Raw genomic sequence first — 25,202 nt, 5'->3', positions numbered from 1 at the left:
GAGACAGCCTCCGTCACGCGCGGTCCGGGTGGCTAAAGGACGTCAGGCAAACAGCGGCCAGAGCAGCGCAGCGGCGCCCAGAACGAAGATCGCGGCCCGCAGGGCAAGCGGCAAGGCCCCGCGGAAGTGGCCGACCAGCGCCAGGGTGACGGCCAGAATTCCGAAGACAGCGAGCGACAGAGAGAGCGCGACAGCCTGCCAGCTTCCGTTCAGGATCAAGGCTGGATTCAGGGCGAAGGCGAAAGGCAGCACGAAGGCCGGCCAGCCGAACTTCATGGCGGCCAGGGCCGTGCGCATCGGCCCCCCACCGCTGAGACTGGCGGCGGCGAAGGCGGCGATCGCGACGGGCGGCGTGATCATGCTCATCATGCCGAAATAGAGGACGAACATGTGCGCCGCGGTCGGATGGATTCCCAGGCGGATCAGGGCCGGCGCAACCAGCGCGGCCAGCAGCACGTAGACCGCGACGGTCGGCATCCCCATGCCGAGCACGATCGAAACCAGGGCGGCCAAGACCAGCAGCAAGACCACATCCTCTCGCGCGAAACCGACGAGATAGGCCGTCAAGCCGAAGCTCAGGCCGGTTTCGTTCAAGACTCCGATGACGATACCGGCCGCGCCGGTGATCACCAGGATCCCCGACAGACTGGCGCCGCCTTGGACGAGCGCGGCGAGGAGGCGGCGCGGCGGTAGCAGCGCGCGCGCTTTCGGCATCAGGGGCGCGACCAGAAACAGCGCCAGCGTCGCGATCAGCCCCGCCGTCGCCGGCTGGTAGTTCCCTGCGAAGAGTGCCCAAATCAGCGCCGCGAAGGGCAGCAGGAACAGCCAGCCCGCCTTCAGCGTCGAAGCGATGCGAGGCCGCTCCTCCGGGCTGACGCCGACGATGCCGTCGCGAGCCGCCGTCAGGTCGGCCTGCATGAAGATGGCGGTGTAATAGAGCAGCGCCGGCATCAAGGCCGCCACCACCACATCGGCGTAGGGAATCTCCAAAAACTCCGCCATCAGGAAGGCGGCCGCGCCCATCACCGGCGGGGTCAGCTGTCCGCCGGTGGAGGCGACGGCTTCGATCCCGCCGGCCGCCTCCCGAGGAAAGCCCGCGCGGCGCATCAGCGGAATGGTGACGACGCCGGTGGTGGCGACGTTCGATACCGCGCTGCCCGAAATCGATCCGAACAGCGAGGAGCCCAAGATGGCGATCTTGGCCGAACCGCCGCGAAAGCCGCCCATCGTGGCCGTTGCCAGATCGGTGAAGAAGGCGGCCCCGCCGAAATGGTCCAGCAAGCGGCCGAAAGCGACGAAAACCACGACGACGGTCGCCGCAATGGCGAGCGGCGTGCCGAGAACGCCGCCCGTATCGAGAGCAAGCTGGGCGGCCAGCCGATCCGGCGAAACCGGAAGAGCCTGAAGCTGACCGGGAAGGTAACCGCCCCAAATTCCATAGGCGCCGAAGCCCAGAACGATCGCGGTGAGCGGCCAGCCCGCCACCCGTACCAGGGCCAGAAGCAGCGTCGCCAGGATCGCGACGGCGACGATGCGCGCCGAAGCCGGATCGATCGCCGCGGCCAAGGACAGGTCGGGATAGGTCAGCGCCAGCCAGATCCCGCCGCAGAGGGACACACCGGCCAGCAGACCATCGAGCGTTCGGGCCAGGCGGACCGGCAAGCGGGTCCTGCGTTTGACAAGGAAGCTATGGGCCACCGCGAGAGCCAGCGCGAGCGCCAGAAACTGTTCGGTATAGACGGCCAGACGCAAGAGCCGCGGCACCCCTGCCGCCCAGAGCGTGGCCAAGGCCACCAGGGCCAGAGCGAGCGCTCCCGCCGCGACCGCCGACGCCCGCTCGACCCGGCCCTCGCCGTCGAGACTCACTCGCTCCAGAACCCCGCCTCGCGATAGAAGCGAATCGCGCCGGGATGGAAAGTCGAACCCTCGACCCGAACGGCCATCTTCGCAGGATCGAACCGGCGGAACGATCCATGGCTTCCGATCAGAGCGTCCTTGTTTTCCGCCAGAGCCTTGACGACCGCATAGACCGTGTCGGGGTCGGCATCCGCGTGGGTCAGGAGGGCATACTGATAACCGATCAGGTCCACCGGCTCGGCGATTTCCGGCAGACGCTCGACCGGTTCGACCCGACCCACGTAACTGCCGGGCAAGGCCTCTGCCACCCGCGCCGCCGCCGCATCATCGGCGATCACCGTGATGAAGCGCACCGGGCGCTGCGCATTGGTCTGACGGACCACACCCGACCCCGGCGCCAGCATCACCCCCGCGACGCTGCCTTGCGCCAACAGCTTCGCGCCTTCGACGAAATTCGGCACGGGCACCCCGTCGAGTTCGCCCACGTCGATCCCGGCCGCATCGAACACGGCCTGCTGCATGACCCCGACCAGCCTCTGCCTCGCATAGCCGACCGGGAAGGCTTGCCCCTTGAGATCCTCCAGGCTTCGGATGTCGCTGTCGGCAGCGACCATGATGCCCACCTCGAAGGGTTGAAGCAGCGCGGCGACGCGAATGTTCGGATTGGCCTGGCCGTCGAAATTGCCGCTGCCGAGGGTGGCGAACACCGCCTCGAAGGCGTTTGAGGTGGCGAAGTCGATATCGCCCCGGTTCAGGGCCGGAATGAAGACGGACGACCCACCCTGGCCGACCGCGCGCAGGGTCACCTGGCTGTTGTCGCTGGCGACCTGGGCGACGCCGGCGGCGATCGCGTAGCCGAGCGAACCTTGCGGCAGAGTCCCGATGGCCAGGGGCCGGTCCTGAGCGGCCGCCGGGACGGCGAGACCCAGAGCCAAAACCAGTGCCAAGAGATACTTCAAGTGTCTTCTCCCCGTTGTTTTCGAGCGCGGCTGTCATCCGCCGCCATAGCTTGCGCGGCCCGGCAGACCGGCGAGGCCGGATCCGCGAAGGCGTCATACATGTCGAAGTGATTCTTCCCGGCGCGGACCTCGCTCCGGACTGGCGCGCCGGCCTTTTCTAGCGCAGCGGCGAAAGCCGCGCCCTGGCGGCGGAACTCCGGCAAATCGTCCTCACCCCAGAAGATCCGAATCGCCGGGAGATCTGCGGGCAGATGGTGAAGCGCCGTCAAGTCCCATGCCTCGTCTCGCGATAGGCCGAGATATCCGTTTCGGGCGCTCAGCCGCACGGGTTCCAGATCGTAGGCACCGCTCACCAGGACCAATCCGGCGAAGGTATCCGCCGTCAGGCCCTCGCCGGCCCACCAGCGCGCATCGAGCAGGCAGCTCGCCAGGTGCGCCCCGGAGGAGTGCCCCGAAACGGTGATGCGGTCCGGCCGAACGCCGAGGCAGGCCGCATTCCTGGACAGCCACAGCAGGGCCACGCGCACCTGACCGACCATGTCCTTGAGCGATATCTGCGGCGCCTGTCCGAAGTCGACCACCGCCACGCTCGTCCCGTCCGATCTCAGGCCCCTGACGACGAAGCCGGCATCCTCCTTCGAAAGTGCGCGCCAGGCCCCGCCATGCAGATGCATATGAAGGGGACCGCCCGCCCTGCCCTTGAAGAGGTGCAGGGTGGTTTCCGAGGTTTCGGCATAGGCCAGGTTCAGCGGCTGGCAGGCGGCCCGCAGATCGGCGCTCCAGGCCGCCCAGCGTGTCATGTAATCCTGCGCATGAGGAACGGCGGAGCGCTGGTCGTACTGCGCATCCAGCTCTGACTGCGTCAGCCCGCGATAGACGGCCGCTTCGGCTTCGACTGACAAGACCTTCCCCCGATGTTGGCGACTGCCTTTATAGCGGGGGCCCCTGCCAGCCCCCCCCGGCGAGCCTTCGTCGCTCTCCCAACCGGCTGACCGGCCCGCCGCTGACCCTGGGCCACCAACTACACTGGGCTGGCGACGCTGGGACCGGCGATCTTTTCGTTCGGGAAAAATTGCATACTATTTCAAATGTTTCAAATTTAAAGCATCTCCGCGGAAAACCGTCGCAGCCTACGCCCGCTGCTATCCCGCTCTCGCTACGGCAAGGACTCCACGGTCTTCAGCGCGCCCTCCAGGTCGGTGCCCTCTTCGTCTTTCAGGGCCACGTCGCGCAGGCGCCGCAGCCAATCGCCGCCATCGCTGCGATCGAGCAAGGCCGGGAGACTGGAAAGCACCCTGTCGTACTTGGACAGACCGCGCGCATGGGTATCGCTATAGCCCTTGATCAGCCGGCGGCAGCGCAGGATCTCCACGGCAAGCGCATAGTTGCGCGGTGCCGTCGCCTTGACGCGCTCCAGCCAGTCCTCGATATGCCGCGTCTCATGGGCGTGACGCAGCAGCCGGCGGCGCCAGAGGCGGAGGCCGCCGAGCGTATAGAGCACCAAAAACCAGAAGAGCGTGTCGGTACGCACCCGCCGCCCCCGGTTCACCAGCCAGTCGAGCCGAGCCATCCAGGTCGGCCGCGCCTCGAGGAAAGCACCCAGAGATCTCGGCAAGAGGCCGCAAACCTCCTCGGCCCTCGGGTGCATGTATTCGGTCACCTTGAGAACCTGGTTTCCGCCGACGCCGGCTTCCGTGCGAACGCGCAGAGAGCGGCTGCCGCGGGTCTTCAAGTCGGCGACGCGGATCACGTCGTCATAGACCATGGCATTGGCGACGTACTTGGCTGCCTCGATCGTCAGCGCGGACCCCAGATCGGCTTGGTCCAGCGCGGCGATCTCAGCGACCCGGTCGAGATACTGGCGGCCATAGTCGAGGTCCTGGAAGTCGACCACCTTCTCCAGACCGGCGAAGAGCATGTCGTGCCCGGCCTCGGGAAAGGCCGCCTCGATCCGGCGGGTCAAACCTTCGTAGGCGGCGCACAGCCGGGCGGAGCCGCCAGGTCCGGGACGCGGCCCGACACTGCGCGGCGGCGGGTCGGCCGCCACCGGATCCTGTGGTTCGCGCACCGCCTGCCAACCGGAAGCGAAGGCGGCCAAGCTGGCCGTCACGCCCTTGCCGCTGTCGCGAATGGTCTGCTCGTAGGACTCGCGCGGGAAGGGCAGTGCGCCGACGGCCGCGAGGGCGCCGAACAGGCTGGCCGAGATGACGCTGCCCTTGTCGCGCGCCAGCGTCTCCATATCGGCCAGAATCAATCGTTTCGCCGAACGTCGGAGAATCTCCGTCACCGCGGCGGCATCGCCGATCCCGTCACCGGGCGCGGCCTTCTCCAAAATACCGTAGGCGCGGTGGGTGGAGGCGATCAGCGTCGTGGTTTCGGGCGTGACGAAGCCGCGCTGAACCGCCCGCCCCGCCTCCATCAGCTCGGCGGCGACGACGATATCGACATCGCCCGGCGCCGGCGCCAGAGACATGACGGGAGCCGGTCCGCCCCCGGGCGCCATCTCGACATAGTAGATGGTCGCGCCGGTCCGCTGCGCCACGCCCGGTACGCTGGTCGACTGCGCCAGCCAGCCGTTGCGCTCGGCCGTCGCGACGATCCAGTCGGTGATGACCCCGCCGCCCTGGCCGCCGATCGCCAGGATCGCCAGCTTGATCATGCCGGCCTCCTGGGTCGCTCCAGCCTCACGCACGCCGGAGGCGCCGGACGCGCTGACCGTCACGCGACTTCAGCGCCGAAACTGAGACGCCTGCGCGCGCGCCGCTCCTGCAGCCAGCCGATCACGCGCAAGCGCAGGCGGGCGGCAAACCGCTCCCACCGGCTCGGGTTATGGACGATGTCGGCGCGCCAGAAAGATGGGCAAAGGACGGCGGCATCGGCGACTTCGCCGCAGTTGCCGCAGCCAACGCAAGAGTTGTCGATGCTGGCCACCGGATCGTCGCGCAAGGGATCGTCGAGCTGCTTCACCGAGAGCGACGGACAGCCGGACAAGCGGATGCAGGCATGGTCTCCGGTGCAGATATCCTCGTCGACGCCGAAGCGCTGCTTGACGACGCGCTGCCCCTCGTTCAGCGCCGCGGCGACCAGGGGCTTTTCCCTGCGCTGGCGATTGAGCATGCATTCCGACGAGGCGACGATGACTTTCGGCCCCGGCTCGTCGGTCGTCAGAGCCTCGGCCAGAACCGCCTTCATCCTGTTCACGTCGTAGGTCCGGTCGACGGTCCGCACCCAGGTAACGCCCACGCCCCGCACGGCGTTCTCGATCGGATGCCGGGTCGAACGCGACTGGTTGGTCGCCCGGCTCGAGAGAATGTCCTGACCGCCGGTGGCGGCGGAATAGTAGTTGTCGACGATCATGATCACGCCGTCGTTCTTGTTGAAGACGGCGTTGCCGATCCCGCTGGCCAAGCCGTTGTGCCAGAAGCCGCCGTCGCCGATCACGGAGATCGAGCGTTTCTTGGCCGGTCCGTTGAAGGCGGCGGAGGAGGCCGGCCCCAGGCCGTAGCCCATGGTCGTCGCGCCGATGTCGAAGGGCGGCAAAATCGAAAAGAGATGGCAGCCGATATCGGCGGCGACATGGTGCGGACCGAGATCCTTCTCGACAAGCTTCATCGCCGCGAAGATCGGCCGCTCCGGACAGCCGATGCAGAAGCCGGCGGGACGCACGGGAACGTTTTGCGACAACACCGCGTCGTCGACCGGCGCCACTGCCCGGTTCGGCGAACGGTCCCGGTCGCTGAGCAGGTCCGGCGCCTGCGCGGCCAGAAAGGCGCGCAGGCCGTCCAGCATCACCTGGCCGGTGTACTCGCCGGCCATCGGAAAGGGGTCCTTGCCGGCCAGCCTGGTCTCGGCAGCCTGCTTATGAAGCATCGCGCCGAAGGCCTGCTCGATGTAGTTCGGCTGCCCTTCCTCCACCACCAGAACCGCGCGCTTGCCGGCGCAGAAGGCCAGGAACTCGTCCTCGATCAGCGGGTAGGCGACGTTCAGGACATAGAGCGGGATCCGGCTGTCGCCGGCAGCGTCGGCAAGACCGAGACGCTGCAGCGCACGGATCACCCCATTGTAGAGACCGCCTTGCAGAACGATTCCGACGGCACTCTCCTCCGGGCCGAAAAGTTCGTTCAACTCGTGGCGCTTGACGTAGTCGATCGCCGCGGGCCAGCGGATATCGATCTTCTCATGCTCATGCACGAAGGAAGCCGGCGGCAGAACGATGCGCGCGGTATCGCGACGCGGCGACTCCAAAGCATCGACAACGGTGGTCGGCGGCCGTCTGTTGTCCTTGGCGACGAAGCGGCCATGGACGTGACAGGCGCGGATGCGCATCTGCAGCATGACCGGCGTATTGCTGGCCTCCGACAAGGCGAAGCCGTGCTCCACGGCCTCGACGATCGAGGGCAGGTTCGGGCGCGGGTCGAGCAGCCAGATCTGCGACTTCATCGCGAAGGCGTGGCTGCGCTCCTGCATGATGGAGGAGCCCTCGCCGTAGTCCTCGCCGACGATCACCAGGGCTCCGCCGGTGACGCCGCCCGAAGCGAGATTGGCCAGGGCGTCGGAGGCCACGTTGGTGCCGACAGGCGCCTTGAAGGTCACCGCTCCCCGGATCGGGTAATGGACCGAGGCCGCCAGGGTGGCCGCCGCCGTCGCCTCGCTCGCGCTGGCCTCGAAGCGGATGCCGAGTTCCTCCAGAATGTCTCTGGCGTCAGCCAGCACATCCATCAGGTGAGAGATCGGCGCCCCCTGATAGCCGGCGACATAGCCGACGCCGGACTGCAGAAGCGCCTTGGTCACCGCCAGGATGCCCTCGCCAGCGAACTCTTCTCCCGCAGTCAGGCGAAGCTTTTCGACCTCCTTGGCAAAAGAGCGTTCCGCCATAACCTCCCCATCCTCCGCAAGGACATTACTTGCAAATGCATATAATATCGCGGGGCGATTGTCAATTGCGGCAGCCGCTCGCACAGCGCCCCGGGCCGTCGCTCCGCGGAGCCGTTCCGCGTCAGATCGGGTGCTGCCGGATGTTCCGCAACATCTTGTGCAGCAACGCCATCAACTGGTCGCGCTCGCGCTCGCTGAAGCCGTCGATCAGCCTCTGGTATTCCGCGTGCATCGTCGGCCAGAAATCGTCCAGGGCCTTTCGGCCGGCGGGCGTCACGTGGATCTCGCGGACCCGCAGATCGTCGGCACGCGGCACCCTGAGGATCAGGCCGGCGGCTTCCATGGAATCCAGATTGCGGCTCATGGTCGACTGCTCGATGACGGCCAGTACCGAAAGCTCATTGATCGTGGCTCCCGGCCGTGCCGACAGCACGGCAAGCGTCCGCATGCGCACGGTCGTCAAGTCGGTCCCGCGCAAGGCCTCTTGGATGCTGGCGTTCCAACGGGCGGATATGCGGTTAATCAGATAGGGAGCGAAACGATCGAGGCCGATCTCGGCCATGGTGGGACTCTCCCATCTGGTCTCCTGCTTCGGGTTGGAGCCCGATTTAGCCATGGGCGCTCCGGCGCTGGCCGTTCCCTGTCAGTTGATCGTTGCGCAAGTTAGCTCATTGCCTCGCGTCCACAGAAGACAATCCGTCTCGGGTCGAACCGCGAGACCGGGAACCGCCGCGGTCGGCTCCGCGGCGGTTCCCGGTCATCTCGGCGGAAATCCCGGCTAATTCAAGCTTTCGACCTGCTCTCGGAAGTAGGCAAGCGCCGCCTCTCCATCGACTCCCTGCTCCGCTGCCGCTTCGATCCAGCGTTGTTCGAAGACAGCCAACTCTCCGGCCAGGCTCTCCATCAACGCGCCTTCGGCGACCGTGAAGGCGGTCCCGCCCGCGTCCATCTCCGACTCGCCCAGGACGTCCTGCTGATCCCACATCTCCGCGGCGAAGGCCGCCAGATACTCGCCGCCCAGACGCCGCAAGATCGCCTGATCCTCCTCCGACAGACGGTCCCATACGCGTGGATTCATGAAGAGATACTGGCTCGAAAAGTAGAGCCCGTTGGGAATCTTCAAACCGTATCCTAGGGCAGGGCCGAGCCTGAAGTTGTAGGCGGACTCGGTGGGAAAGAAGATCCCGTCGGCAACCCCGCGTGAGATCATCTCGTAGGCCTCGGTCGCCGGCGCGAAAACCGGCACCATCTCCAAACGCTCGGCAATGTCCTTGGCGATGCCGCCCGCGACCCGGACTTTGAGGCCCTGCATGTCCTCGAGCGACGAAATCTCGGTCTCGTTGGTGAAGACGTTGGCCGGACCCGTGGTCCAGAGGCTGACCAGCTCGACACCGCGATACTCGTTGGCGTCGGCGAAGAAGGCTTCGTAGGTACGCCACGCCGCTATCGAGGCGGAGCGAGAGTCGGGCGCCAGAAACGGCAGCTCTACCCCCATGATCAACGGAAAGCGGTCGGCGTTGTAGGCGTGTACGCTGAAGGCCATGTCGGCGACGCCGTTGCGCACCAGATCGAAATGCGACTGAGGACTGCCGAGGCCCGACACGAATTCGACCCTCACCCGGCCCTCGGTCTCCTCCGCCAGCTTTTCGGCCCAGGGCACGAAGACGTCGGTGGTGAGCGGATAGGTCGGCGGCAACCAGTTGGAGAAGCGGATCACGGTTTCCTCCGCCGAAGCGGATGTGGCCGCGGCCATGGCCGCCAGGCCAGCCGCCGCGAGGAAGCTTTTCGTTGAGAACATCGTTGTTACCCCTGTGATTGTCTCGAGATTCGGTCGGGCGCTTGTCTCGCCTTCTTGTCGGACTCCACTTCCATCGGGCCCCTATCCCATCAGGTTCGGGGCGAAGAGGACCAGTGCGGGAACCAGAAGCAGAAGCGCCAGGCGCAGAATGTCCGCGAGGATGAAGACGCCGACGCCCCGGAAGATCGTCGTCGTCGGAACGTCGGGAAGCGCGACCTTCATAACGAAGACATTGAGACCGATCGGCGGCGTGATCAGGCTGATCTCGATCACCACCACGACGATGATGCCGAACCAGATCGGGTCGAAGCCGAGCGACTGGACGATGGGAAAGAAGATCGGCACGGTCAGCAACATCATGCTCAGGCTCTCGAGCAGACAGCCGAGCACCAGATAGATCGCCAGGATGCAGAGCATCACCAGCATCGGCGAGGCCTCGAACGACAGCACCCAGTTGGACAGCTCCCGCGGCAGGCCGGCAACGTTGATGAAGTTGGAGAAGACGATGGCGCCGATCAGCAGGATGAACATCATCGAAGTGGTGCGCGCGGTCTGAACCAGCGTGTCCAGCAGCATGGACCAGGTCATGGCGCGGCGGGCCAGAACGAACAGAAAGGCGCCGCCCGCGCCGATCCCAGCGGCCTCGGTCGGCGTGAAAACCCCCAGATACATGCCGCCCATGATGACCAGAAACAGCACCAGGATGCCCCAGATGCGCGACAACGCGCGCAGGCGTTGACGCCAGTCGGCGCGTGGGCCCGGCGGCCCCATCTCGGGGTTGATCCAGGTGATCGTCCGGACCGCGGCCAGATAGAAAAGCAGCCCGATCACGCCCGGAACGATGCCGGCGATAAAGAGAGCACCGATATCGGTCCCGGTGACGATGCCGTAGAGCACCAGGATGACCGAGGGCGGAATTAGAATGCCGAGCGTGCCGCCGGCCGCGATGGAACCCGCGGCCAGGCTGTCCGCGTAGCCGTGCTTGCGCATCTCCGGCACCGAGACCTGGGCCATGGTCGCCGAGGTCGCCATGCTGGACCCGCTGACCGCGGCGAAACCGCCGCAGGCCAGGACCGTGGCCATCGCCAAACCGCCGCGTCGATGCCCGATGAAGGCGTTGGCGCAGTCGTACAGCTCCCGGCTGAGGCCGGCGCGCGAGACGAAGTTGCCCATCAGAATGAAGAGCGGCAGAACCGACAGGCTGGCGCTCAGGCTGGTTTCATAGGCGATCTGCCCAAGCATCGCCAAGCCCGGGAACCAGCCGACGACCCAGGCGAAACCCAGCACCCCGACGATGATCATGCCGAAGGCCACGGGCGTTCCGAAAAACAGCAGAACGAAGACGAGCAGAAAGCCGATGACCGCCTCGATCATTCGGCGGACTCCGGTTCGCCCTGAAGCGGTCTCTCAAAGAAATGCGCAACGGCCGCCAAAGCCGCGACAAGCGCCATGGCCGCCATGAAGTAGGCCATCGGTGCCAAGGGGATCCGCAAGAAGGAGGAGCTATCGCCGTAGCTGGCCAAGTCGACGCCGGTCAGGTAAAGGCGCCATCCCATCACCGCCAGAGCGATGACGGAGGTCACCGTCATGACCAGACGCTGCAGAAGCTGAACCGCGCGACCCGCCACCAGTTCCAGCAGGCCGACGACGATGTGAGACCCGCTGGCGCCGACCAGCGGCAGCGCACCGAACACCACGAGCCCCATGCCGAACTGGATCAACTCCGATGCCCCCTGCACCGGTGCGTTGAAGAGGTAACGTCCGATGACGTCGACGCAGGTCAGGAGCATCAGCCCGAAGAGAATCACGGCGACGAAAACGCTCAAGACCCTGCCCGACAGACGCACGGCGGGCCGCTGCAGGAGGTTACTAGGCTTCGGCACACGTCACCTCCCCGCATCCGCGCGGTTTCGGCGGATCCTGGATCGTCACCGCGGTCACAAGGAGATGCCGCCGAGGCTGGCGCCGCCGCAGACGAACAGCACCTGCCCCGTGACGAAACCGGCCTCGGGTTCTGCAAAGAACAGCACGGCGCGGCTGATGTCCTCGACAGACCCCAGGCGCCGCACGGGCAAGGCGGCGGCCAGTTCGGTTTCGCGATCGGAGTCCTTGGGAATGATCCCCCAGAAGTTGTCGGTGCGGACCGGGCCCGGCGCGACGACATTGACGGTGATCCCGTCCTGCCCCAACTCCAGCGCCCACGTGCGGGCCATGCCATGCACGGCGGCCTTGGTCGCGCTGTAAGCCGTGCGGGTCGGAACACCCATGGCCGCCCGGCTGGTGACGAACACGATGCGGCCGAAGCCGCGTTGGCGCATGCCGGGCAGGACGGCCTGGGTCAGAACCAGAGGCGCTGTCACATGGATCTGAGTGAGCCCGGCCACCTCCTCCGGCGTCACCTCGCCCAGCAGATTCGGCCAGACCAGGCCGGCGTTGTGGACGACATGGGTGATCTCGAAACGCCGCGCGATCTCCGCGGCGGCCTCGGCGGTCGCCGCCTGATCCAGCAGGTCGGCCTCGACGCCGATCAGATTCTCATGCTCGATCGCCGGCGGACGGCGGGCCAGCGAGACCACCTGCCAGCCCTTCGCGAGCATCCTGCGGCAGACGTCCTCGCCGATCCCGGCGCTGCCTCCGGTGACCAGGGCGGTGAAAATCTGGCTCACGGCCCCTCCCCTCGCTTGGGCACCAGGGCGAGAACTCGCAAGGGGCTTCCGGATCCCTGCCTGATCTTCAGCGGAGCTGCGATGACCAGCGCCCCAGTCGCGGGCAGCCGGTCCAGGTTGGCCAGGCACTGCAGACCGTACTTGCCGGCCCCGTGCAGAATGGAGTGGGCCGGATAAGGCGGCGAGAAGTGATGTCCCTGCCCGGCATCGGTGCCCACCGTCTCGGTGCCGAAACCGACGATATCGCGCCCCTCCACCAGAAGCTCGATGGCACTGGCGTCCGGACCGGGCGAGTGCGCCCCGTCGTCCTTCATGTTGACGTAGTCCAGCGTGCCGACCTTGTGCGACCAGTCGGTTCGCAGCAGAACCCAACACCCGCTGGGAATAGGTCCGTGAAGGGCTTCCCAGGCCTCGATGTGTTCCGCCTTCAAGACGAAATCGGCGTCCCGTGCGGATTCTTCGGAGAAGTCCATGACCACCGCGGGCGCAACCAGCCGGCCCGGCGGGATCTCATCGGTGGTGCCGAAGGGAACGTTGCGGCCCGTCACCCAGTGCGCCGGCGCATCGAAATGGGTGCCGGCATGCTCGCTGCAGGTAAAGGTGTTCCAATACCAGGCCGGTCCCCGCGCGTCGTAGCGCGACACCTCCTCGATCCGGAACGGCTGACACTGGCCGAACTCCGGCGGCAGCACGATCACGGGAAAGTCGGGGCAAAGCGTATGCGTGAGATCGACGACCTCGACCCCCCCACCCGCCAGCAGGGTGGCGAGGGCAGCGAGCGTTTCGACTGCGGTGTCAGGCGTGGCGTCGGGCGTGGTGGAGGTCATTGACCCAGCTCCCGCTCCAGGACCTTCGGATTCTCGGCGAAGCGGGCGAGCACATCCTTGGCGATATCGCCGACCGCCACGTCCTCGGTGCCCTGCCGCAAGGCCTTGACCAGGGCGTCGGCGATTGCCGCGGGCGCCACCTTGGGCGGCGGCAGGGTCTGATACCAGGGTTCCTCGACAGGCCCCGTGAAGAGGCTGATCACCCGTATTCCGCCCGGCCGCAGCTCGGCGCGCAGGCACTGCACGGCCGAGAGGGCGGCGGCCTGGGAAATGCTGTGCCCGCCGTAGGCAGGCCAGTTGGAGAGCGCGTAGCAGGACAGGATATTGACGAAGGCCGTGGCGCTGTTGTCCTGATCGGCCCCCCGAAAGGCCATGGTCGGTCCGAAGGCCTGAGCCAGCCGCATGAGACCGAGCACGTTGATGTCCAGCTCGTCGCGCGCGATGGTGACGCCGGTACGGGACATAACGCCGCCGGCGCGAACGTGATCGGCCGTATTGATCAGGATATCGGTCTTGCCGCCGATCTCGCCGGCCAGCGCCTCGACCGATGTCGTGTCGGTGACGTCCAGGTCCATGATCTCGACCTTGGGAATGGCAAGCAGCTCGTCCCGCTCCGCGAAGCCCTTCCAGGCCTCGGCGATCCCGACGAAGACGATTGAGGCCCCCGCATCGGACAGGGCCTGCGCGACCGCCCGGCCGACCGGATTGCGCCCATCGGTCACCAAGACCCGGCGATATTTGGGATCCGCCGTCAGTTCACGGAGTTGTCGGTCCTCGTTCATTGCCGGGCTCCCTTCCACGGGCAAGGCCATCAGAACGGCATTGCCGCTGCGATCGAGATAGGGAAACACCTGCACCGCCGCCGGTGCGTCACCGACTTCGCCATGCAGGTAGGCGAGCACGGTCGGCCCGGCGTCGAGGCTGACCGTGCCGACGCGCCAGGGCGTGCGTTCGCGAAAGTAGGGTTCCGTCGAGGTCCGCACCGTGGTCTCCGCGATCAGCTCACCGCCGGACGACACCGGCATCCAGGCCAAGTCGACCGAGAGGCAGGAGGCGCAGGCGTCGCGCGCGGGGTATTGGACGCGGCCGCAGTCGCGGCATGTCTGCAGTGTCAGAACCGAGCGCGCGGCACTGGCCGACATCGCCAGCGCGGCCCGGCTGCGGCCAGGCGGCGGAACCAGCGCCTCCTGGGTTTTCCGGCGCGGGTCCTTCTTGGGCGGCATGGCCAGCGGCTCGGTCGGCGGCGTGGTCCGGGTCATGCGGCGTAGTCCTCCTCCGCTTCCAACACCACTGCACCGGAGCAGAGACCGCGGTCGTAGTTGATCATGCCGAAACCGCTGACCAGCGCCGTCCGGGCCTTCGGCACCTGAGCACCGAGCGCCCGGTGGGTGATCTGGCGCAGCGCCTCGACCAGACCGATGTAGCCGCCCGCCGCACCGGCCTGGCCGGCGGACAACTGGCCGCCGGAGGTGTTGTGCGCGACGGATCCCGTCACGGTGAAGTCGTTGGCGCGCACGAAAGCCGGCGCCTCTCCCTTGGCGCAGAGGCCGAGGTCCTCGAACTGCATCATGACGATGACCGGATAGTCGTCATAGGTCTCCAGGACGTCGACGGCGTCCGGCGTCAGCCCCGCCATCGCCCAGAGTTCGTCCCGGTCGACGGCCCAACCGCCGCGCAACTGAATGGGATCTTCGGGGAAGGCATTGTGCCGCTCGATGGCTCCCAGAACGCGGGCGCCGCGAAGGCCGAGGTCCGCCGCGACCTCGGGGCGCGTCACCAGAAATGCCTCGGCGCCCGCGCAAGGCATCACGCAGTCGAACAGGTGAATGGGATCGGAGATCGGGCGCGCGGCCAGATACTGCTCCAGGCTCAGCGGCTTCTTCATGATCGCATGCGGATAGGACAGCGCATTCTGCCGCTGGGCGACGCAGAGCTTGCCGAAGTCCTCGCGCGTGGCGCCGTAGAGCTGCATGTAGCGCGCCGTCAGCAGGGCGAAGCTCGTGTTCGGTCCCCCGAAGCCGTAGGGATAGGAAGCGTCCTGCGCGAAGCGGCTGAAGGACGACAGCATCTTGCGGAAGCTGTCCACGTGATTGGTGTCTCCGGCCACACAGGCGACGATGTCCGCGTCGCCCGCCTGCACCGCCCGGGCCGCCCGCCGCAATCCCACGACACCGCTGGCTCCACCCATCGGAATATGGTCGAGCCAACGCGGCGAGAGGCCGAGATGCTGCGTCAGTCCCACCGCCGTATCGGGTGCGAGTGTAAAGCTGGAGACGCAAAGCCCATCGATATCGCCGGGCTTGATCCCGGCATCTTCCGTGACCCGTCGCAGCGCCCTGGCGATCCACCAGTGTGCCGTCTCGGTCGAATAGCGCACATAGGGCACCGAGACCGGAACGGCCACGGTGACACCCTCGTAGCCGGTCCGGCGGAGCGTCATGCCGCGCGCCTCTTGCCATGGCGCAGATCGTGGCAGTCGCCCCCGGCCTCCAGCCGCTGCGCCAGGACCTTAAGCTCGCCCCGCTGCACCTTGTTCGTGGAGGTCAAAGGCAGGGCTTCGACGAAGGCGACGTAGCCCGGCGCCTTGTAGTAGGCCAGCCGCCGCAGACACCAGGCCTGCAGCGCCAAGGCGATCGCCGCACGGGCAGCAGCATCGGCCTTCGTCTTGAGCGTCACGCAGGCGAAGACCTCCTCGCCGCGGATCGGATCGTAGACCGGGGCGACGGCCGCCGCGTCGACCTCGGCGTGCTGTTTGAGAACCTCCTCGACCTCCAGCGCCGCAATGTTCTCGCCTGAGCGGCGGATCACGTTCTTCTTGCGGTCGACGAAGTGCAGATCACCGTCCGCATCCGCGCGCACCACGTCGCCGGTGTGGAACCATCCGTCGCGCCAGATGTCAGCCGTGGCCGCCTCGTCCTTCAGATAATCGCGGAAGAAGCCGTAGGCGGGATCCGGCCCCGCGCGGCGAACCAGCAGTTCGCCGGGTTGATCGACTCCCGCGGGTTCGCCGTCGTCGGCGACGATCCGCACCTCGACCTCCGGGCCGGGCTTGCCGAAGCAACTGCTGCCGATCTTGCGCGGCTCGCGGTTGGCGGTGATGCAGCCACCGACGCCGACTTCGGTCATGGCCCAGGATTCGATCAGCGGAAAGCCGAAGCGCTCCTCGAAGGCGGCATGGAGCTGGACGCCGACGCCGGCACCGAAGCCGAAGCGCAGGTTATGATCGCGATCGGAGGCTGCGGGGTCGGCCTTCATCAGGATCGCGGGCATGACGCCCAGATAGTGCAAACAGGTCGCGCCCGAGGCCCGCACGGACTCCCACCAGCTGCGCGGATGGAAGCGGTCGAGCATGACCAGACACCCGCCGGCGCTGATCATCCCCATCACGGAACAGGCCAGGGCGTTCATGTGCGCCAGCGGCAAGGGTGTGAGCATCACGGCCTCGCCCTCGCCCAGGTCGCAGAGCCCTCCGAGCCCGACATACCAATCGCCGGCATGCAGGAAGTAGCCGTTGGTCAGCACGCACCCCTTGGGCTTACCGGTGGTTCCCGAGGTGTAGAGGACAGCCGCTTCAGTCTCAGACCCCAGCGCCGGTGGCTCCCTCTCGGAACCGAGCGGAGGAGGCGCCTCGTCCGGTCCGGCCACCGCGAGGGCCGTTCCAACCGCCGCTCCGGCCGCCCGCAGATCGGCGATCCGCTCCGACACCGCCACCGCGGCCGCCATCTCGCTATGACCGATCAGGTATTCCAGTTCGGCGGCGCGCAGGTCCGGGTTGATCGGAACGATGGACACTCCGACCGCGTTCAGCGCCAGGAAGTTCAAAACGAAATCGGGCCTGTTGAGCAGCAGAAGACCGACCCGGACCCCGGGGCCGTAGCCGGCGGCGCGGTAGCCGGCAGCGCGCGCATGGATCAACTGCTTGACGGCGGCATAGCCGAGATCGCCCTCGGCGATCCCATAGAGTCCGGCGGTTTCCGGCAGCACCCGCAGGAACGGCTTAGCGCCGTAGCGGAGCGCGGCGGCGTCGAAGCGCGAGGCGATGGTTTCGGTCGAGACGGGCATGGCCAGAGTTACATGAACAGTTGAATGTTGCCGTGCGGAGCGTCGAAGTTCAGCAGATCGACCCGCTTCAGCTTGATCTTCAAAGTGCCCTCCAGCAGCACCAGGTCGTGAGTCGCCCAGCCGGCATAGAGCGTTTGCACGTCGTTGCGCGTCTCGACGTAGTGAAAGGAGGTCCAGGTGCGGAAGGCGCCCGCGTCCGGCTCGAAGAGGTCGATCTGCGGTGCCTGCAGAAGATGCTGGGCGCGGCTCTTCGGCTTCTGCGAGAAGGTTCGCGCGCCGGACAGACGCTCGACCCTGACGCGGAGCAACAGCCTGTCCTCGTACATCAGGGAGGACTGCAGCAGAGGATCCGTCTGGCGCCACTCGGCGGGCATCCAATAGCGGCCGTCCTCCGTGAAGAGGTTCAGCCACGCCTCGTAATCGAGTTCGTCCAGAAGCCGTGCCTCGCGATAGACGAAGTCGATGAGATCCTGCGGAGCGATGCTGCTCATGCCCTGTCTCACGCGCCGGCCGGCTGGCGTTCCATCGAGGATCCGATGAAGCTGACCCAGGCATGGAACTGGTTGCGCATCTGCCGTTCCGAGGTACCGTTGATCACCTCCGTGACGTCATGGCGTTCTCCCGGCTGATAGAGACGCTGCAGATTCACCCAAGGATTGGCGTCGGCGCGCAATCCTTCCTGGGCGCGCTCGTACATCTCTAGATCGTCGTGTCCGACGATAGAGGTCGGCGCGTTGATCAGGCGATTGTACATCAAGGTGCGCTCGAACAGCATGTCCGGCGCACCGACCAGCCGAAAGGTCCAGCTTTCCACCAGTGTCTTGTCGGCGGCCAGAGGAATGAACACGCGCAGCGTCTGGACCGGCCCCTTCACCATGATGTTGGGGAAATAGACCGTGTTGTGGCGGTTTTCGTCGAGGATCCGGCGGGCCCGCTCTTCGCCGTAACTGGCGGTCATCTGCTCCATGTAGCCGGGCACTGCCGAGTAGTCGGCATGGATCGAGGTCGCAACGCCGGTGTGGCCGTGGCCGTTCGGCCAGACGCGGATGCCCATGCCTTCGAAAAACTCGTAGGAGCTCATGAAGGGGGAATAGACCTCGACCGCCATCGGCCGTTTCGCGCCTTCGACCTGCTCACGTTCCCAAACGGAGACCGCGGTCCCGGCCGAACTCTCGTGCGCGACCATGGGATGGCAGGTGTCGGTCTGGTTCTCGACCAGCATCTTCCAGTTACAGCCGTGCAGGTAGCGTAGCGGCGCGCCCTCGATCACCAGCCGTCCCTCGGGCGAGCGGTCGATCATGTTGTCGATCGACGACAGGCTCTCGCCGAAGAATGCTTCGAAACTCTGCCCGCCTTCGTTCAGCTTGACGAAGACGAAGTCGCGGTAGACGTGAACGTTGGCGACCGGCCTCAACCCTTCGACCGCCTCGGCCTCCTCCAGCCCGGTATGCTCGTAGCCTTTCTTGAGCGGGATCGACAGCAGCTTGCCGTTGGTTCGAAACGACCAGGCGTGATAAGGGCAGCGGAAGAACTTTCCGGTATTGCCGCAGGGCTCCGTGGTGATGCGCGTGCCCTTGTGCGGGCAACGATTGTAGAGAACGTGGATCGATCCGTCGCTATGGCGCACCACCAGAAGCGGCTGGTAGCCGACCGTCGCCGCGAGGTAGTCGCCCGGTTCCGGAAGTTGGCTGGCGTGACCGACGTAGACCCAGGTCTCCGCAAAGAGGTGGCGCATTTCCAGGTCGAAGACCTCGGGGTCGATATAGACGTCCCGATGCACCTCGGTCTCGCGCACCAGCGCGCGCAGGGCGGCGGGATTGTCGCGATAGCGGTCCATTCCTGATCCTCCCGGCCCTTGGTTCGAAGGCTGCTCTCGGTTCACAGATCCAGCACGAGTTTGGGCGACTTGGCGCGCGAGACGCAAATCTGCATGAGTTTGTTCGAAGCCCGCTCGGCGTCGCTCAGCACGGCGTCGCGATGATCGGGCAGACCCTCCAGAACGACCGTTTGGCAGACTCCGCAGTCGCCGCGCTGACAGTCGTAGAGCAAGTCGACACCGCCGCTTTCCAGGACATCGATGATCGACTTCCCCGGCGGAACGTCGAAGACCTGGCCGGTCGACTTCAGCTCCACCTGAAACGCGGCGTCGCCCTGCGGATCGGCGACGGGCGCGGTGAACAGCTCGTAGCGCAGCTTCTCCGGATCGCGGCCCCGCGCGGCGGCCTCCGCCTTGACCCGATCGATCATCGGCGCCGGGCCGCAGACATAGATCGGTGTCTCACTCTGCAAGGAGGCGATCAGAGCGGAGATGTCCAGCGCGAGATCGGGGTCGTCGTCGGGATGAAGAGACAAACGGTCGCCGCAGATCGTCCGCAATTCCTCAAGGAAGGCGAAGTGATCGCGGGAGCGCGCGGCGTAGTGCAGCGCGAAGGACTTGCCGTGCCGCGCCAGCTTCGCCGCCATGCTGACGAGTGGCGTGACGCCGATGCCGCCGGCGATCAGGACCGGAGACGCCGGACCGATGGAGAGCGGAAAGTTGTTGATCGGCGCCGAGGTGCGAATGCGGTCGCCTTGGGCCAAAGCGTGCATGTAGCGCGAGCCGCCCTGGCCAGGATCCTCCAGCCGCACGCCGAGCGCCCATTTGCCGGCCGCCTCCAGCTCCGGCAGAGCGACCAGCGAGTAGGGGCGGTCGCGACCGTCGGGCAAGACCACGCGCAAGTGCGCGCCGGGGTCGATCTCGGGCAGAGGCTCGCCGTCGGCGGCGGACAGCACGAACGAACGGATCAGCGGCGTGTCCCTGCGTACGGACTCGACAACGAGGTCAAAATGCGACACTGCAAAACTCTCGTCCGTCACTGCCATCGGGGAGACAGTGTATCCCAAACAATATGCAAGATCATATTTTACACTCTGCCGCGCCCTGTCAACAGTCTCGTCTTCGACGGCGGCTTGCCTTCGGCGGCCGGCTTCGGATCCGGAACGGCCGGACAGGCCGTGAAGCCGGCGCCTAGCCCATGACCTGCGGCAAAAACAGCACGATCTGGGGAAACAGAGTCAGCAGCAGCATCACCAGTAGGGTACAGGCGATGTAGGGTGCGGCCGCCAGGGCGACTTCCCCGAGCGTGGTGCCGGGCGGCCCTACCCCCATCATCACGAACAGCAGCATGCCGAAGGGCGGCGTCGAGAGGCTCAGCTCCAGGGCCAAGAGCATCAGGATGCCGAACCAGACCGGATCGAAGCCCAGACTCGTGACCAGCGGGATGAAGATCGGAAGCGTCAGCATCATCATCGAGAGCTGGTCCATGAACATCCCGAGCAGAATCAGGATCAGGAGCATGCCCAGCAGCATCACGTAGCGGCTCACCTCGAAGTCCGTCGCCCAGGCCAGCAGCCCGGAGGTGGCGCCGGAAAAGGCGAGCACCTGCGAGAAGGTGGAGGAACCCAGGATGATGAGGAACATCATGGCGGTGACGGCGAGCGCGCCCTTCAGGGCCTTGACGACCGCCGACCAGGTGAGACAGCGGTAGAGCAGGGCCAGCAGGATCACCGACAGAACCCCGAAAGCCGCGCTTTCGGTCGGCGTCGCCCAGCCGAGCAGGATCAGACCGATCACGGAAAAGACCACGAGCCCCATCGGCAGGACGTTGATCAAAAGCGCTCCGGCGATCTCGCCGGCCGAGGGGCGCTCGGTCGCGTAGCCAGGCGCCGCTTCGGGATCCCGCGCGATCTGAACGCGGATGACGATCACGTAGAGCAGCGCGAGCAGCACGCCCGGCAGGAGCCCCGCGATCAGCAGCGCGCCGACGTCCAGCCGGGCGAGCGATCCGAGCAGCACGGCCAGGGTCGAGGGCGGTATGATCATCGCCAGGCCGCCGGTGGCCAGGATAGGTCCCATGATCATGTGCTTCTTGTAGCCGCGCCGGGTCATCTCCGGGACCATGAGCGACCCCAGCATGGCGGTGTTGGCCATGGAGGAGCCGGAGAGCGTGGCGAAGACCGTGCCGCCGCCGACAGTCATGTAGGACAGCCGGCCGGGCAGGCCGCCCAGGCACTTGTCGAGCGCGTCGAAGACCCGCGCCGCCAGACCGGTGTGGAAGAAGAGTTCCCCCATGATCATGAAGAGCGGCACCGGCACCAGGGTGAAGGTGGTCAGCGCGCCGCTCGCGTTGGCCACCAGTTGATCGACGCCGGCCATGCCGCCCATGAAGATCAGCACGCCCAGGATGTTGACCGCGAGGAAGGCGATCGCGACCGGCACGCCGACGGCCATCAGGGCGACAAGGCCCCCGACGAGAAGAAGAGCCGCCTCCCACCAGAACATCGTCAGGCGCCCGCGACGTCCTGCGTCTTCTGATCGCCGCCACCGACGATCAGGAGGCGCAGGAACTCCGTGGCACAGAGCCCGAGCCCGACGGCAAGTAGGGCATAGGCCACCCAGCCGGGGACGTCGATGGAGCGGATGTCGACATCGTTGCGGACGACGGCCTCGAGCGTCAGAACCGCCGCACGCCAGGCCAGGAAGGCGGAAACGCCGAACGAGAAGGTCAGGCCGCCACGCAGAACCCATCGGTAGGCACGCGGCGGAAGTGCCGCCACGAAGCTGTCCACGGCGACGTGCCCGCCGCGGCGAACGAGCCAGGGTGCACCGCCCACCGTGGCGGCCAGCATGGCATACTCGATCAGCGCGCTCGCGGCCTGGATCGGCGGCAGGCCGAGGTTGCGCAACATCACGTCGACGACGATCAGAAGCGCGCTCAAGCCCAGCGCCGCGGCGCCCGCGACGGCCAGGGCAAGAACGAGTCCGTCATAGACGCGGATCAGCGCAGGCATCGCCGGACCGCGGCCGAGTACGGATCGTCGGAGGCCACAACGTCAGCGGTCATAGTAGGCGTCGCGAAGCGCGTCGTAGTGCCGGCTCCCGCTCTCCTTGAGACGGTCCCAGGCCGTCTCGAAGGCCCGGTCGAGATAGGCCTCGGCGGCGGGGCCGCTGATCTCGACCACTTCCATGCCGCCCTCCCGCACCGCCCGGTCGGTATCGGCGATGTTCTGCTGGTAGTAGTCGTAGGACTCCTGCTCGTACTCCACCGCCGCGGCCGTCAGAATCTCCTTCGCCTCGTCGGACAGGCTTCCCCACTTCTCCTCGTTCATGACCACGACGAGGTCGGTCTGGAAGAAAGGCGGATCGATCCGGTGAGTCAGGAACTCGTCCCAGGAGAGATCCTGGACCGCAACCAACGGCCAGCCGATCCCGTCCACCACACCGCGCTCCAGGGCGGTGTAGACCTCCGGCACGGGCACGGAAACACTGGTGGCGCCGAGCGCGTCGAAGAACTCCCGATAGATCGGCTGACTGCGCAGTTTCACGCCCGAGAGGTCGACGTTTCCATCCTCGCCGCGCGCCGGCTCCTCGGTCAGGTAGATGTGGAAGGTAATGCCCGTGTCGATATGGGCGAGCAGATAGGCGCCGAGCTTTTCCTGATAGACCTCGCGCATGACCTCCAGGCCGCCGTTCTCACGCGCTTCCATCGCCGTGATGGTGGAGCCGACCCAGGCGTCCACTTCGGGCACCTGACCGAGATAGTAGGTGCCCGGACCGTACTGCATGTCGATCACGCCGCGGCGGATCGCCTGCGCCTGCTGCGGCGGCGGAACGACCTCCGGCCCGCCCATGTAGTCGATGCGGACGACACCTTCACCGAGGTCGTTGACCTTGTCGACGAAGCGCAGAAAGCTTTTCGAGAACTCGACGGGCGCCGGAAAGGCGGTCACCGCGCGCAGGACCTCTTCGGCGCCGGCCGGCCCTGCCAACCCTCCGCCCACCAGCCCCGCGGCGAGCGCCAGAGCAGCCGATCTCTTCCCCATCCGGACGACACGAGCGAACATCTTCTTCTCCCTGTCTGTCGGAGCATTCCCCACTCCGGTTTGCTTGGAACCCCACATCCCGTCGGGTAACACCCTGGATAGACCCGACCGTCAGGCCGGCGGCCGCGCGAGGCCGGCGAGGCGCAACTGGTCGAGAAACCCCGCCAGCCGCGACTTGCGGTAGGCCTCGAGATCCCGTTCCCGATAGTCGAAGAAACCGACGCCATCCTTCAGACCGTTGCGGCCGGCGTGCATGTTGCGGTCGACGATCGAAGGAGCGGCGAAGCGGCTCTCTCCGGTGGCGTCGGTCATGTAGCGGCTGGCGTAGTAGAGAATGTCGTTGCCGCCCCAATCGATGAACTCCAGCAAGCCGAGCACGGCAAAGCGGAAGCCCAAGCCGTAGAGCAGCGCCTTGTCCACGTCCTCCGCGCTCGCCACTCCCTCCTCGACCAGCCGCGCGGCCTCGTTCATGGCCAGCATCTGAACCCGCGGCACGATATAGCCCGGCGACGCCTTGAGCCGAACCGGCACCTTGCCGACGTCCGTGAGCAGTTTTTCGAGGGCTTGGATCACCGCCTCGTCGGTCCGCCCGGACGGACTCACTTCGACCAGCGGCACGAGGTAGGCGGGGTTCAGCCAGTGCGCATTCAGAAAGCGCGCAGGCCGGGAGACGAACCCGATGAGTTCGTCCACCAGAAAAGTCGAGGTGGTCGAGGCGACGATCGCCTCGGGCGCCAGGTATGGATCGATCAGGGCGAAGGCCCCGGCCTTGGCTTCCTTGATCTCCGGTACGCCCTCGAAGACCACGGCGGCACCGTCGACGGCGGTCGCGGCGTCCGAGCGCGGAAGCACGCGAATGCGCGCGACGATGCGATCGATGGCCGCCGTCTCGAACAGGCCAAGCTCCGCGAGCGTGGCCAGGCTGCCCTCGATCTCCGCCAGGGCCTCGCCCCGAAACCGCGCGAACTCCTCCGACGTGCGAGGCTTGGCGTCGAGCAGAGCCACCTCGAAGCCGGCGTAGGCAAAGACATGAGCGATACCGCGGCCCATGCGGCCCGCGCCCACGGCGCAAATCCTGGCTTGTGCCACGCTCTAAAGACCCTCCTGGAGAAGTGCGGCCATTTCCGCGCGCGTCAGCTCCGCGAGACCGAGCGTCTCCAGGGTCCGGCCGGTGGCGGCGAAGTCTTCCTCGGCAACGGCGGAGGCGACCGCCAGTAGACCCGCCGCGACGCGGCAATCGATGCCGGCCCAGCGGGCGACCGATGCGAGGAACGCCAACCCCAGTGCGATGTCCTCGCGCATATAGCGATGGGTGCGAAGATCGAGGTCCTCGCGCCAATCGCCGCTGTCCGTCAGCTTATCGTGGGCGAGATTGCCGTACATCCACTCGTCGCCGTCGGCGCTGTAGTGGTCGGCGAGCGGGAAGTGCGGAGCCGCATAGCCCAGCGCCTCGCGGACGGCCATGCGCTCGCCGTCCAGAGCCGTCGTTACACGCCGGATCGACGGCTGAGTTCCCTCGTTGTGGATGTCCCAGTGGTCGAAATGCTCGATCGGACCCGCATTCATCAGGATGAGCGGCGGATGGATGATCGGCCCGGCGTTCATGAGCGCGGCGGAGAGCGCGTCTTCGATCGGCTCGATCGAGCCAGGGAAGGCCCCGGCGATACGGGCGATCGCATGATCGTGCAGGCGGGCGGGAAACACGCCGGTCGGCAGCCGCGTGGCCCGTGTCGTGATCGCAACCTCGTGGGGTCCATGCTTGCGACAGAGCCAGGGAAGCGTTCCGGTCTCCCCGATCGCGATATCCGCCTTGCAGCCCGTGTCGCGCAGCGCCTTCATCATCAGGTAGCTACCGAAGGTGCCCGGCGGCAGGAAGAGCACCTGACCGTCGCTGAGATTCGGTGCCAACGCGTTGGCGAGATCGACTTGAGCGAAGGCCGGCGTCGGCGCGACGATCAGGTCCGCATCGGCCACCGCCGCCGCGATGTCGTCGGTGATCGCGTCGATGGCGACCAGACGGCGGCCCTCGAAGTCCTTCAGATAGATACCGCCGGCATCGCGCGCTGGCTTCAGGGCCTCCGCATCGCGGCGCCAAAACCGGACGGATCCGCCGCGCAGCGTGATGTCGGCCGCCGCAGCGTAAGAGCCGTTACCTCCCCCGAGAACAGCGACATTCATAAAGAGATGGTCCCCCCGCCGTTCGCTGACGGCGTCGTTATCGTCCGAGGCTACTTTCAAACTTTATGCAAATACATAGAAATTCACAAGAGCGTCGGCTGCCCTCGTGTCCGATAGC

General features: G+C 66.4%; 22 protein-coding genes. All 22 read right to left on the bottom strand.

Annotated elements, in window-relative coordinates:
- Nucleotides 1–42: 42 nt before the first annotated feature.
- Complete coding sequence (locus tag DBZ32_RS17025; protein WP_119168454.1) at nt 43–1,866, bottom strand: TRAP transporter permease; 1,824 nt, start codon at nt 1,864–1,866, stop codon at nt 43–45.
- A complete protein-coding gene (locus DBZ32_RS17020) occupies nt 1,863–2,816 on the bottom strand; it encodes a TAXI family TRAP transporter solute-binding subunit (RefSeq protein ID WP_119168453.1) in 954 nt (317 codons plus the stop codon). Before DBZ32_RS17020 ends, DBZ32_RS17025 begins: the two co-directional genes overlap by 4 nt.
- Nucleotides 2,813–3,718 carry an alpha/beta hydrolase gene (locus tag DBZ32_RS17015; RefSeq protein WP_119168452.1) on the bottom strand — a complete coding sequence of 302 codons (906 nt, stop codon included), beginning with the start codon at nt 3,716–3,718 and terminating at the stop codon, nt 2,813–2,815. Before DBZ32_RS17015 ends, DBZ32_RS17020 begins: the two co-directional genes overlap by 4 nt.
- 254 nt (nt 3,719–3,972) lie before the next feature.
- Entirely contained in the window at nt 3,973–5,538 is a 1,566-nt protein-coding gene (locus DBZ32_RS17010; RefSeq protein WP_208539282.1) for an indolepyruvate oxidoreductase subunit beta family protein, read from the bottom strand.
- On the bottom strand, nt 5,535–7,691 hold the full coding sequence (locus tag DBZ32_RS17005; protein WP_119168450.1) for an indolepyruvate ferredoxin oxidoreductase subunit alpha: 2,157 nt from the start codon (nt 7,689–7,691) through the stop codon (nt 5,535–5,537). Before DBZ32_RS17005 ends, DBZ32_RS17010 begins: the two co-directional genes overlap by 4 nt.
- Before the next feature lie 121 nt (nt 7,692–7,812).
- Entirely contained in the window at nt 7,813–8,253 is a 441-nt protein-coding gene (locus DBZ32_RS17000; protein ID WP_208539281.1) for a MarR family winged helix-turn-helix transcriptional regulator, read from the bottom strand.
- Nucleotides 8,254–8,469: 216 nt separating this feature from the next.
- Nucleotides 8,470–9,489, bottom strand: coding sequence for a TRAP transporter substrate-binding protein (locus DBZ32_RS16995; protein WP_119168448.1), 1,020 nt, complete (start codon nt 9,487–9,489; stop codon nt 8,470–8,472).
- 81 nt (nt 9,490–9,570) lie between these two features.
- Complete coding sequence (locus tag DBZ32_RS16990; protein WP_119168447.1) at nt 9,571–10,863, bottom strand: TRAP transporter large permease; 1,293 nt, start codon at nt 10,861–10,863, stop codon at nt 9,571–9,573.
- Nucleotides 10,860–11,372 carry a TRAP transporter small permease gene (locus DBZ32_RS16985; RefSeq protein ID WP_162906810.1) on the bottom strand — a complete coding sequence of 171 codons (513 nt, stop codon included), beginning with the start codon at nt 11,370–11,372 and terminating at the stop codon, nt 10,860–10,862. The genes DBZ32_RS16990 and DBZ32_RS16985 overlap by 4 nt, the downstream gene beginning before the upstream one ends.
- 54 nt (nt 11,373–11,426) lie before the next feature.
- Nucleotides 11,427–12,155, bottom strand: a complete 729-nt coding sequence (locus tag DBZ32_RS16980; RefSeq protein ID WP_119168445.1) for an SDR family NAD(P)-dependent oxidoreductase — start codon at nt 12,153–12,155, stop codon at nt 11,427–11,429.
- Nucleotides 12,152–12,982, bottom strand: a complete 831-nt coding sequence (locus DBZ32_RS16975; RefSeq protein ID WP_119168444.1) for a cyclase family protein — start codon at nt 12,980–12,982, stop codon at nt 12,152–12,154. The genes DBZ32_RS16980 and DBZ32_RS16975 overlap by 4 nt, the downstream gene beginning before the upstream one ends.
- Nucleotides 12,979–14,241: an SDR family oxidoreductase gene (locus tag DBZ32_RS16970; RefSeq protein ID WP_119168443.1), complete on the bottom strand. Its 1,263-nt coding sequence runs from the start codon at nt 14,239–14,241 to the stop codon at nt 12,979–12,981. The genes DBZ32_RS16975 and DBZ32_RS16970 overlap by 4 nt, the downstream gene beginning before the upstream one ends.
- The gene (locus DBZ32_RS16965; protein WP_119168442.1) at nt 14,238–15,422 is read right to left on the bottom strand and encodes a thiolase family protein; all 1,185 of its coding nucleotides are present in this window, start codon (nt 15,420–15,422) and stop codon (nt 14,238–14,240) included. The genes DBZ32_RS16970 and DBZ32_RS16965 overlap by 4 nt, the downstream gene beginning before the upstream one ends.
- Nucleotides 15,419–17,044, bottom strand: a complete 1,626-nt coding sequence (locus DBZ32_RS16960) for an AMP-binding protein (RefSeq protein WP_119168441.1) — start codon at nt 17,042–17,044, stop codon at nt 15,419–15,421. Before DBZ32_RS16960 ends, DBZ32_RS16965 begins: the two co-directional genes overlap by 4 nt.
- Nucleotides 17,045–17,052: 8 nt before the next feature.
- Complete coding sequence (locus tag DBZ32_RS16955; protein WP_119168440.1) at nt 17,053–17,535, bottom strand: aromatic-ring-hydroxylating dioxygenase subunit beta; 483 nt, start codon at nt 17,533–17,535, stop codon at nt 17,053–17,055.
- Between the two features lie 8 nt (nt 17,536–17,543).
- Nucleotides 17,544–18,881, bottom strand: a complete 1,338-nt coding sequence (locus DBZ32_RS16950; RefSeq protein ID WP_119168439.1) for an aromatic ring-hydroxylating dioxygenase subunit alpha — start codon at nt 18,879–18,881, stop codon at nt 17,544–17,546.
- A gap of 41 nt (nt 18,882–18,922) precedes the next feature.
- Complete coding sequence (locus tag DBZ32_RS16945; RefSeq protein WP_208539280.1) at nt 18,923–19,879, bottom strand: PDR/VanB family oxidoreductase; 957 nt, start codon at nt 19,877–19,879, stop codon at nt 18,923–18,925.
- Nucleotides 19,880–20,051: 172 nt separating this feature from the next.
- On the bottom strand, nt 20,052–21,365 hold the full coding sequence (locus DBZ32_RS16940) for a TRAP transporter large permease (RefSeq protein ID WP_119168437.1): 1,314 nt from the start codon (nt 21,363–21,365) through the stop codon (nt 20,052–20,054).
- A 2-nt stretch (nt 21,366–21,367) separates the two neighbouring features.
- A complete protein-coding gene (locus DBZ32_RS16935; RefSeq protein WP_119168436.1) occupies nt 21,368–21,874 on the bottom strand; it encodes a TRAP transporter small permease in 507 nt (168 codons plus the stop codon).
- 42 nt (nt 21,875–21,916) lie between these two features.
- A complete protein-coding gene (gene dctP / locus DBZ32_RS16930) occupies nt 21,917–22,927 on the bottom strand; it encodes a TRAP transporter substrate-binding protein DctP (RefSeq protein ID WP_208539279.1) in 1,011 nt (336 codons plus the stop codon).
- 90 nt (nt 22,928–23,017) lie between these two features.
- Entirely contained in the window at nt 23,018–23,995 is a 978-nt protein-coding gene (locus DBZ32_RS16925) for a 3-hydroxybutyryl-CoA dehydrogenase (protein ID WP_208539278.1), read from the bottom strand.
- 3 nt (nt 23,996–23,998) lie between these two features.
- On the bottom strand, nt 23,999–25,084 hold the full coding sequence (locus tag DBZ32_RS16920; RefSeq protein ID WP_119168434.1) for an NAD/NADP octopine/nopaline dehydrogenase family protein: 1,086 nt from the start codon (nt 25,082–25,084) through the stop codon (nt 23,999–24,001).
- Nucleotides 25,085–25,202: the final 118 nt, after the last annotated feature.

The sequence above is a fragment of the Algihabitans albus genome (assembly GCF_003572205.1).
Classification (GTDB): Bacteria; Pseudomonadota; Alphaproteobacteria; order Kiloniellales; family DSM-21159; genus Algihabitans; species Algihabitans albus.
This window is presented reverse-complemented; position numbering and strand designations above follow the sequence as displayed.

Excerpts from the sequence above, each read along its gene's own strand:
- DBZ32_RS17005 (WP_119168450.1), bottom strand. The coding sequence starts at position 7,691 with ATGGCGGAACGCTCTTTTGCCAAGGAGGTCGAAAAGCTTCGCCTGACT.
- DBZ32_RS17000 (WP_208539281.1), bottom strand. The coding sequence starts at position 8,253 with ATGGCCGAGATCGGCCTCGATCGTTTCGCTCCCTATCTGATTAACCGC.
- DBZ32_RS16995 (WP_119168448.1), bottom strand. The coding sequence starts at position 9,489 with ATGTTCTCAACGAAAAGCTTCCTCGCGGCGGCTGGCCTGGCGGCCATG.
- DBZ32_RS16990 (WP_119168447.1), bottom strand. The coding sequence starts at position 10,863 with ATGATCGAGGCGGTCATCGGCTTTCTGCTCGTCTTCGTTCTGCTGTTT.
- DBZ32_RS16975 (WP_119168444.1), bottom strand. The coding sequence starts at position 12,982 with ATGACCTCCACCACGCCCGACGCCACGCCTGACACCGCAGTCGAAACG.
- DBZ32_RS16970 (WP_119168443.1), bottom strand. The coding sequence starts at position 14,241 with ATGACCCGGACCACGCCGCCGACCGAGCCGCTGGCCATGCCGCCCAAG.
- DBZ32_RS16965 (WP_119168442.1), bottom strand. The coding sequence starts at position 15,422 with ATGACGCTCCGCCGGACCGGCTACGAGGGTGTCACCGTGGCCGTTCCG.
- DBZ32_RS16960 (WP_119168441.1), bottom strand. The coding sequence starts at position 17,044 with ATGCCCGTCTCGACCGAAACCATCGCCTCGCGCTTCGACGCCGCCGCG.
- DBZ32_RS16955 (WP_119168440.1), bottom strand. The coding sequence starts at position 17,535 with ATGAGCAGCATCGCTCCGCAGGATCTCATCGACTTCGTCTATCGCGAG.
- DBZ32_RS16950 (WP_119168439.1), bottom strand. The coding sequence starts at position 18,881 with ATGGACCGCTATCGCGACAATCCCGCCGCCCTGCGCGCGCTGGTGCGC.
- DBZ32_RS16940 (WP_119168437.1), bottom strand. The coding sequence starts at position 21,365 with ATGTTCTGGTGGGAGGCGGCTCTTCTTCTCGTCGGGGGCCTTGTCGCC.
- DBZ32_RS16935 (WP_119168436.1), bottom strand. The coding sequence starts at position 21,874 with ATGCCTGCGCTGATCCGCGTCTATGACGGACTCGTTCTTGCCCTGGCC.
- dctP (WP_208539279.1), bottom strand. The coding sequence starts at position 22,927 with ATGTTCGCTCGTGTCGTCCGGATGGGGAAGAGATCGGCTGCTCTGGCG.
- DBZ32_RS16920 (WP_119168434.1), bottom strand. The coding sequence starts at position 25,084 with ATGAATGTCGCTGTTCTCGGGGGAGGTAACGGCTCTTACGCTGCGGCG.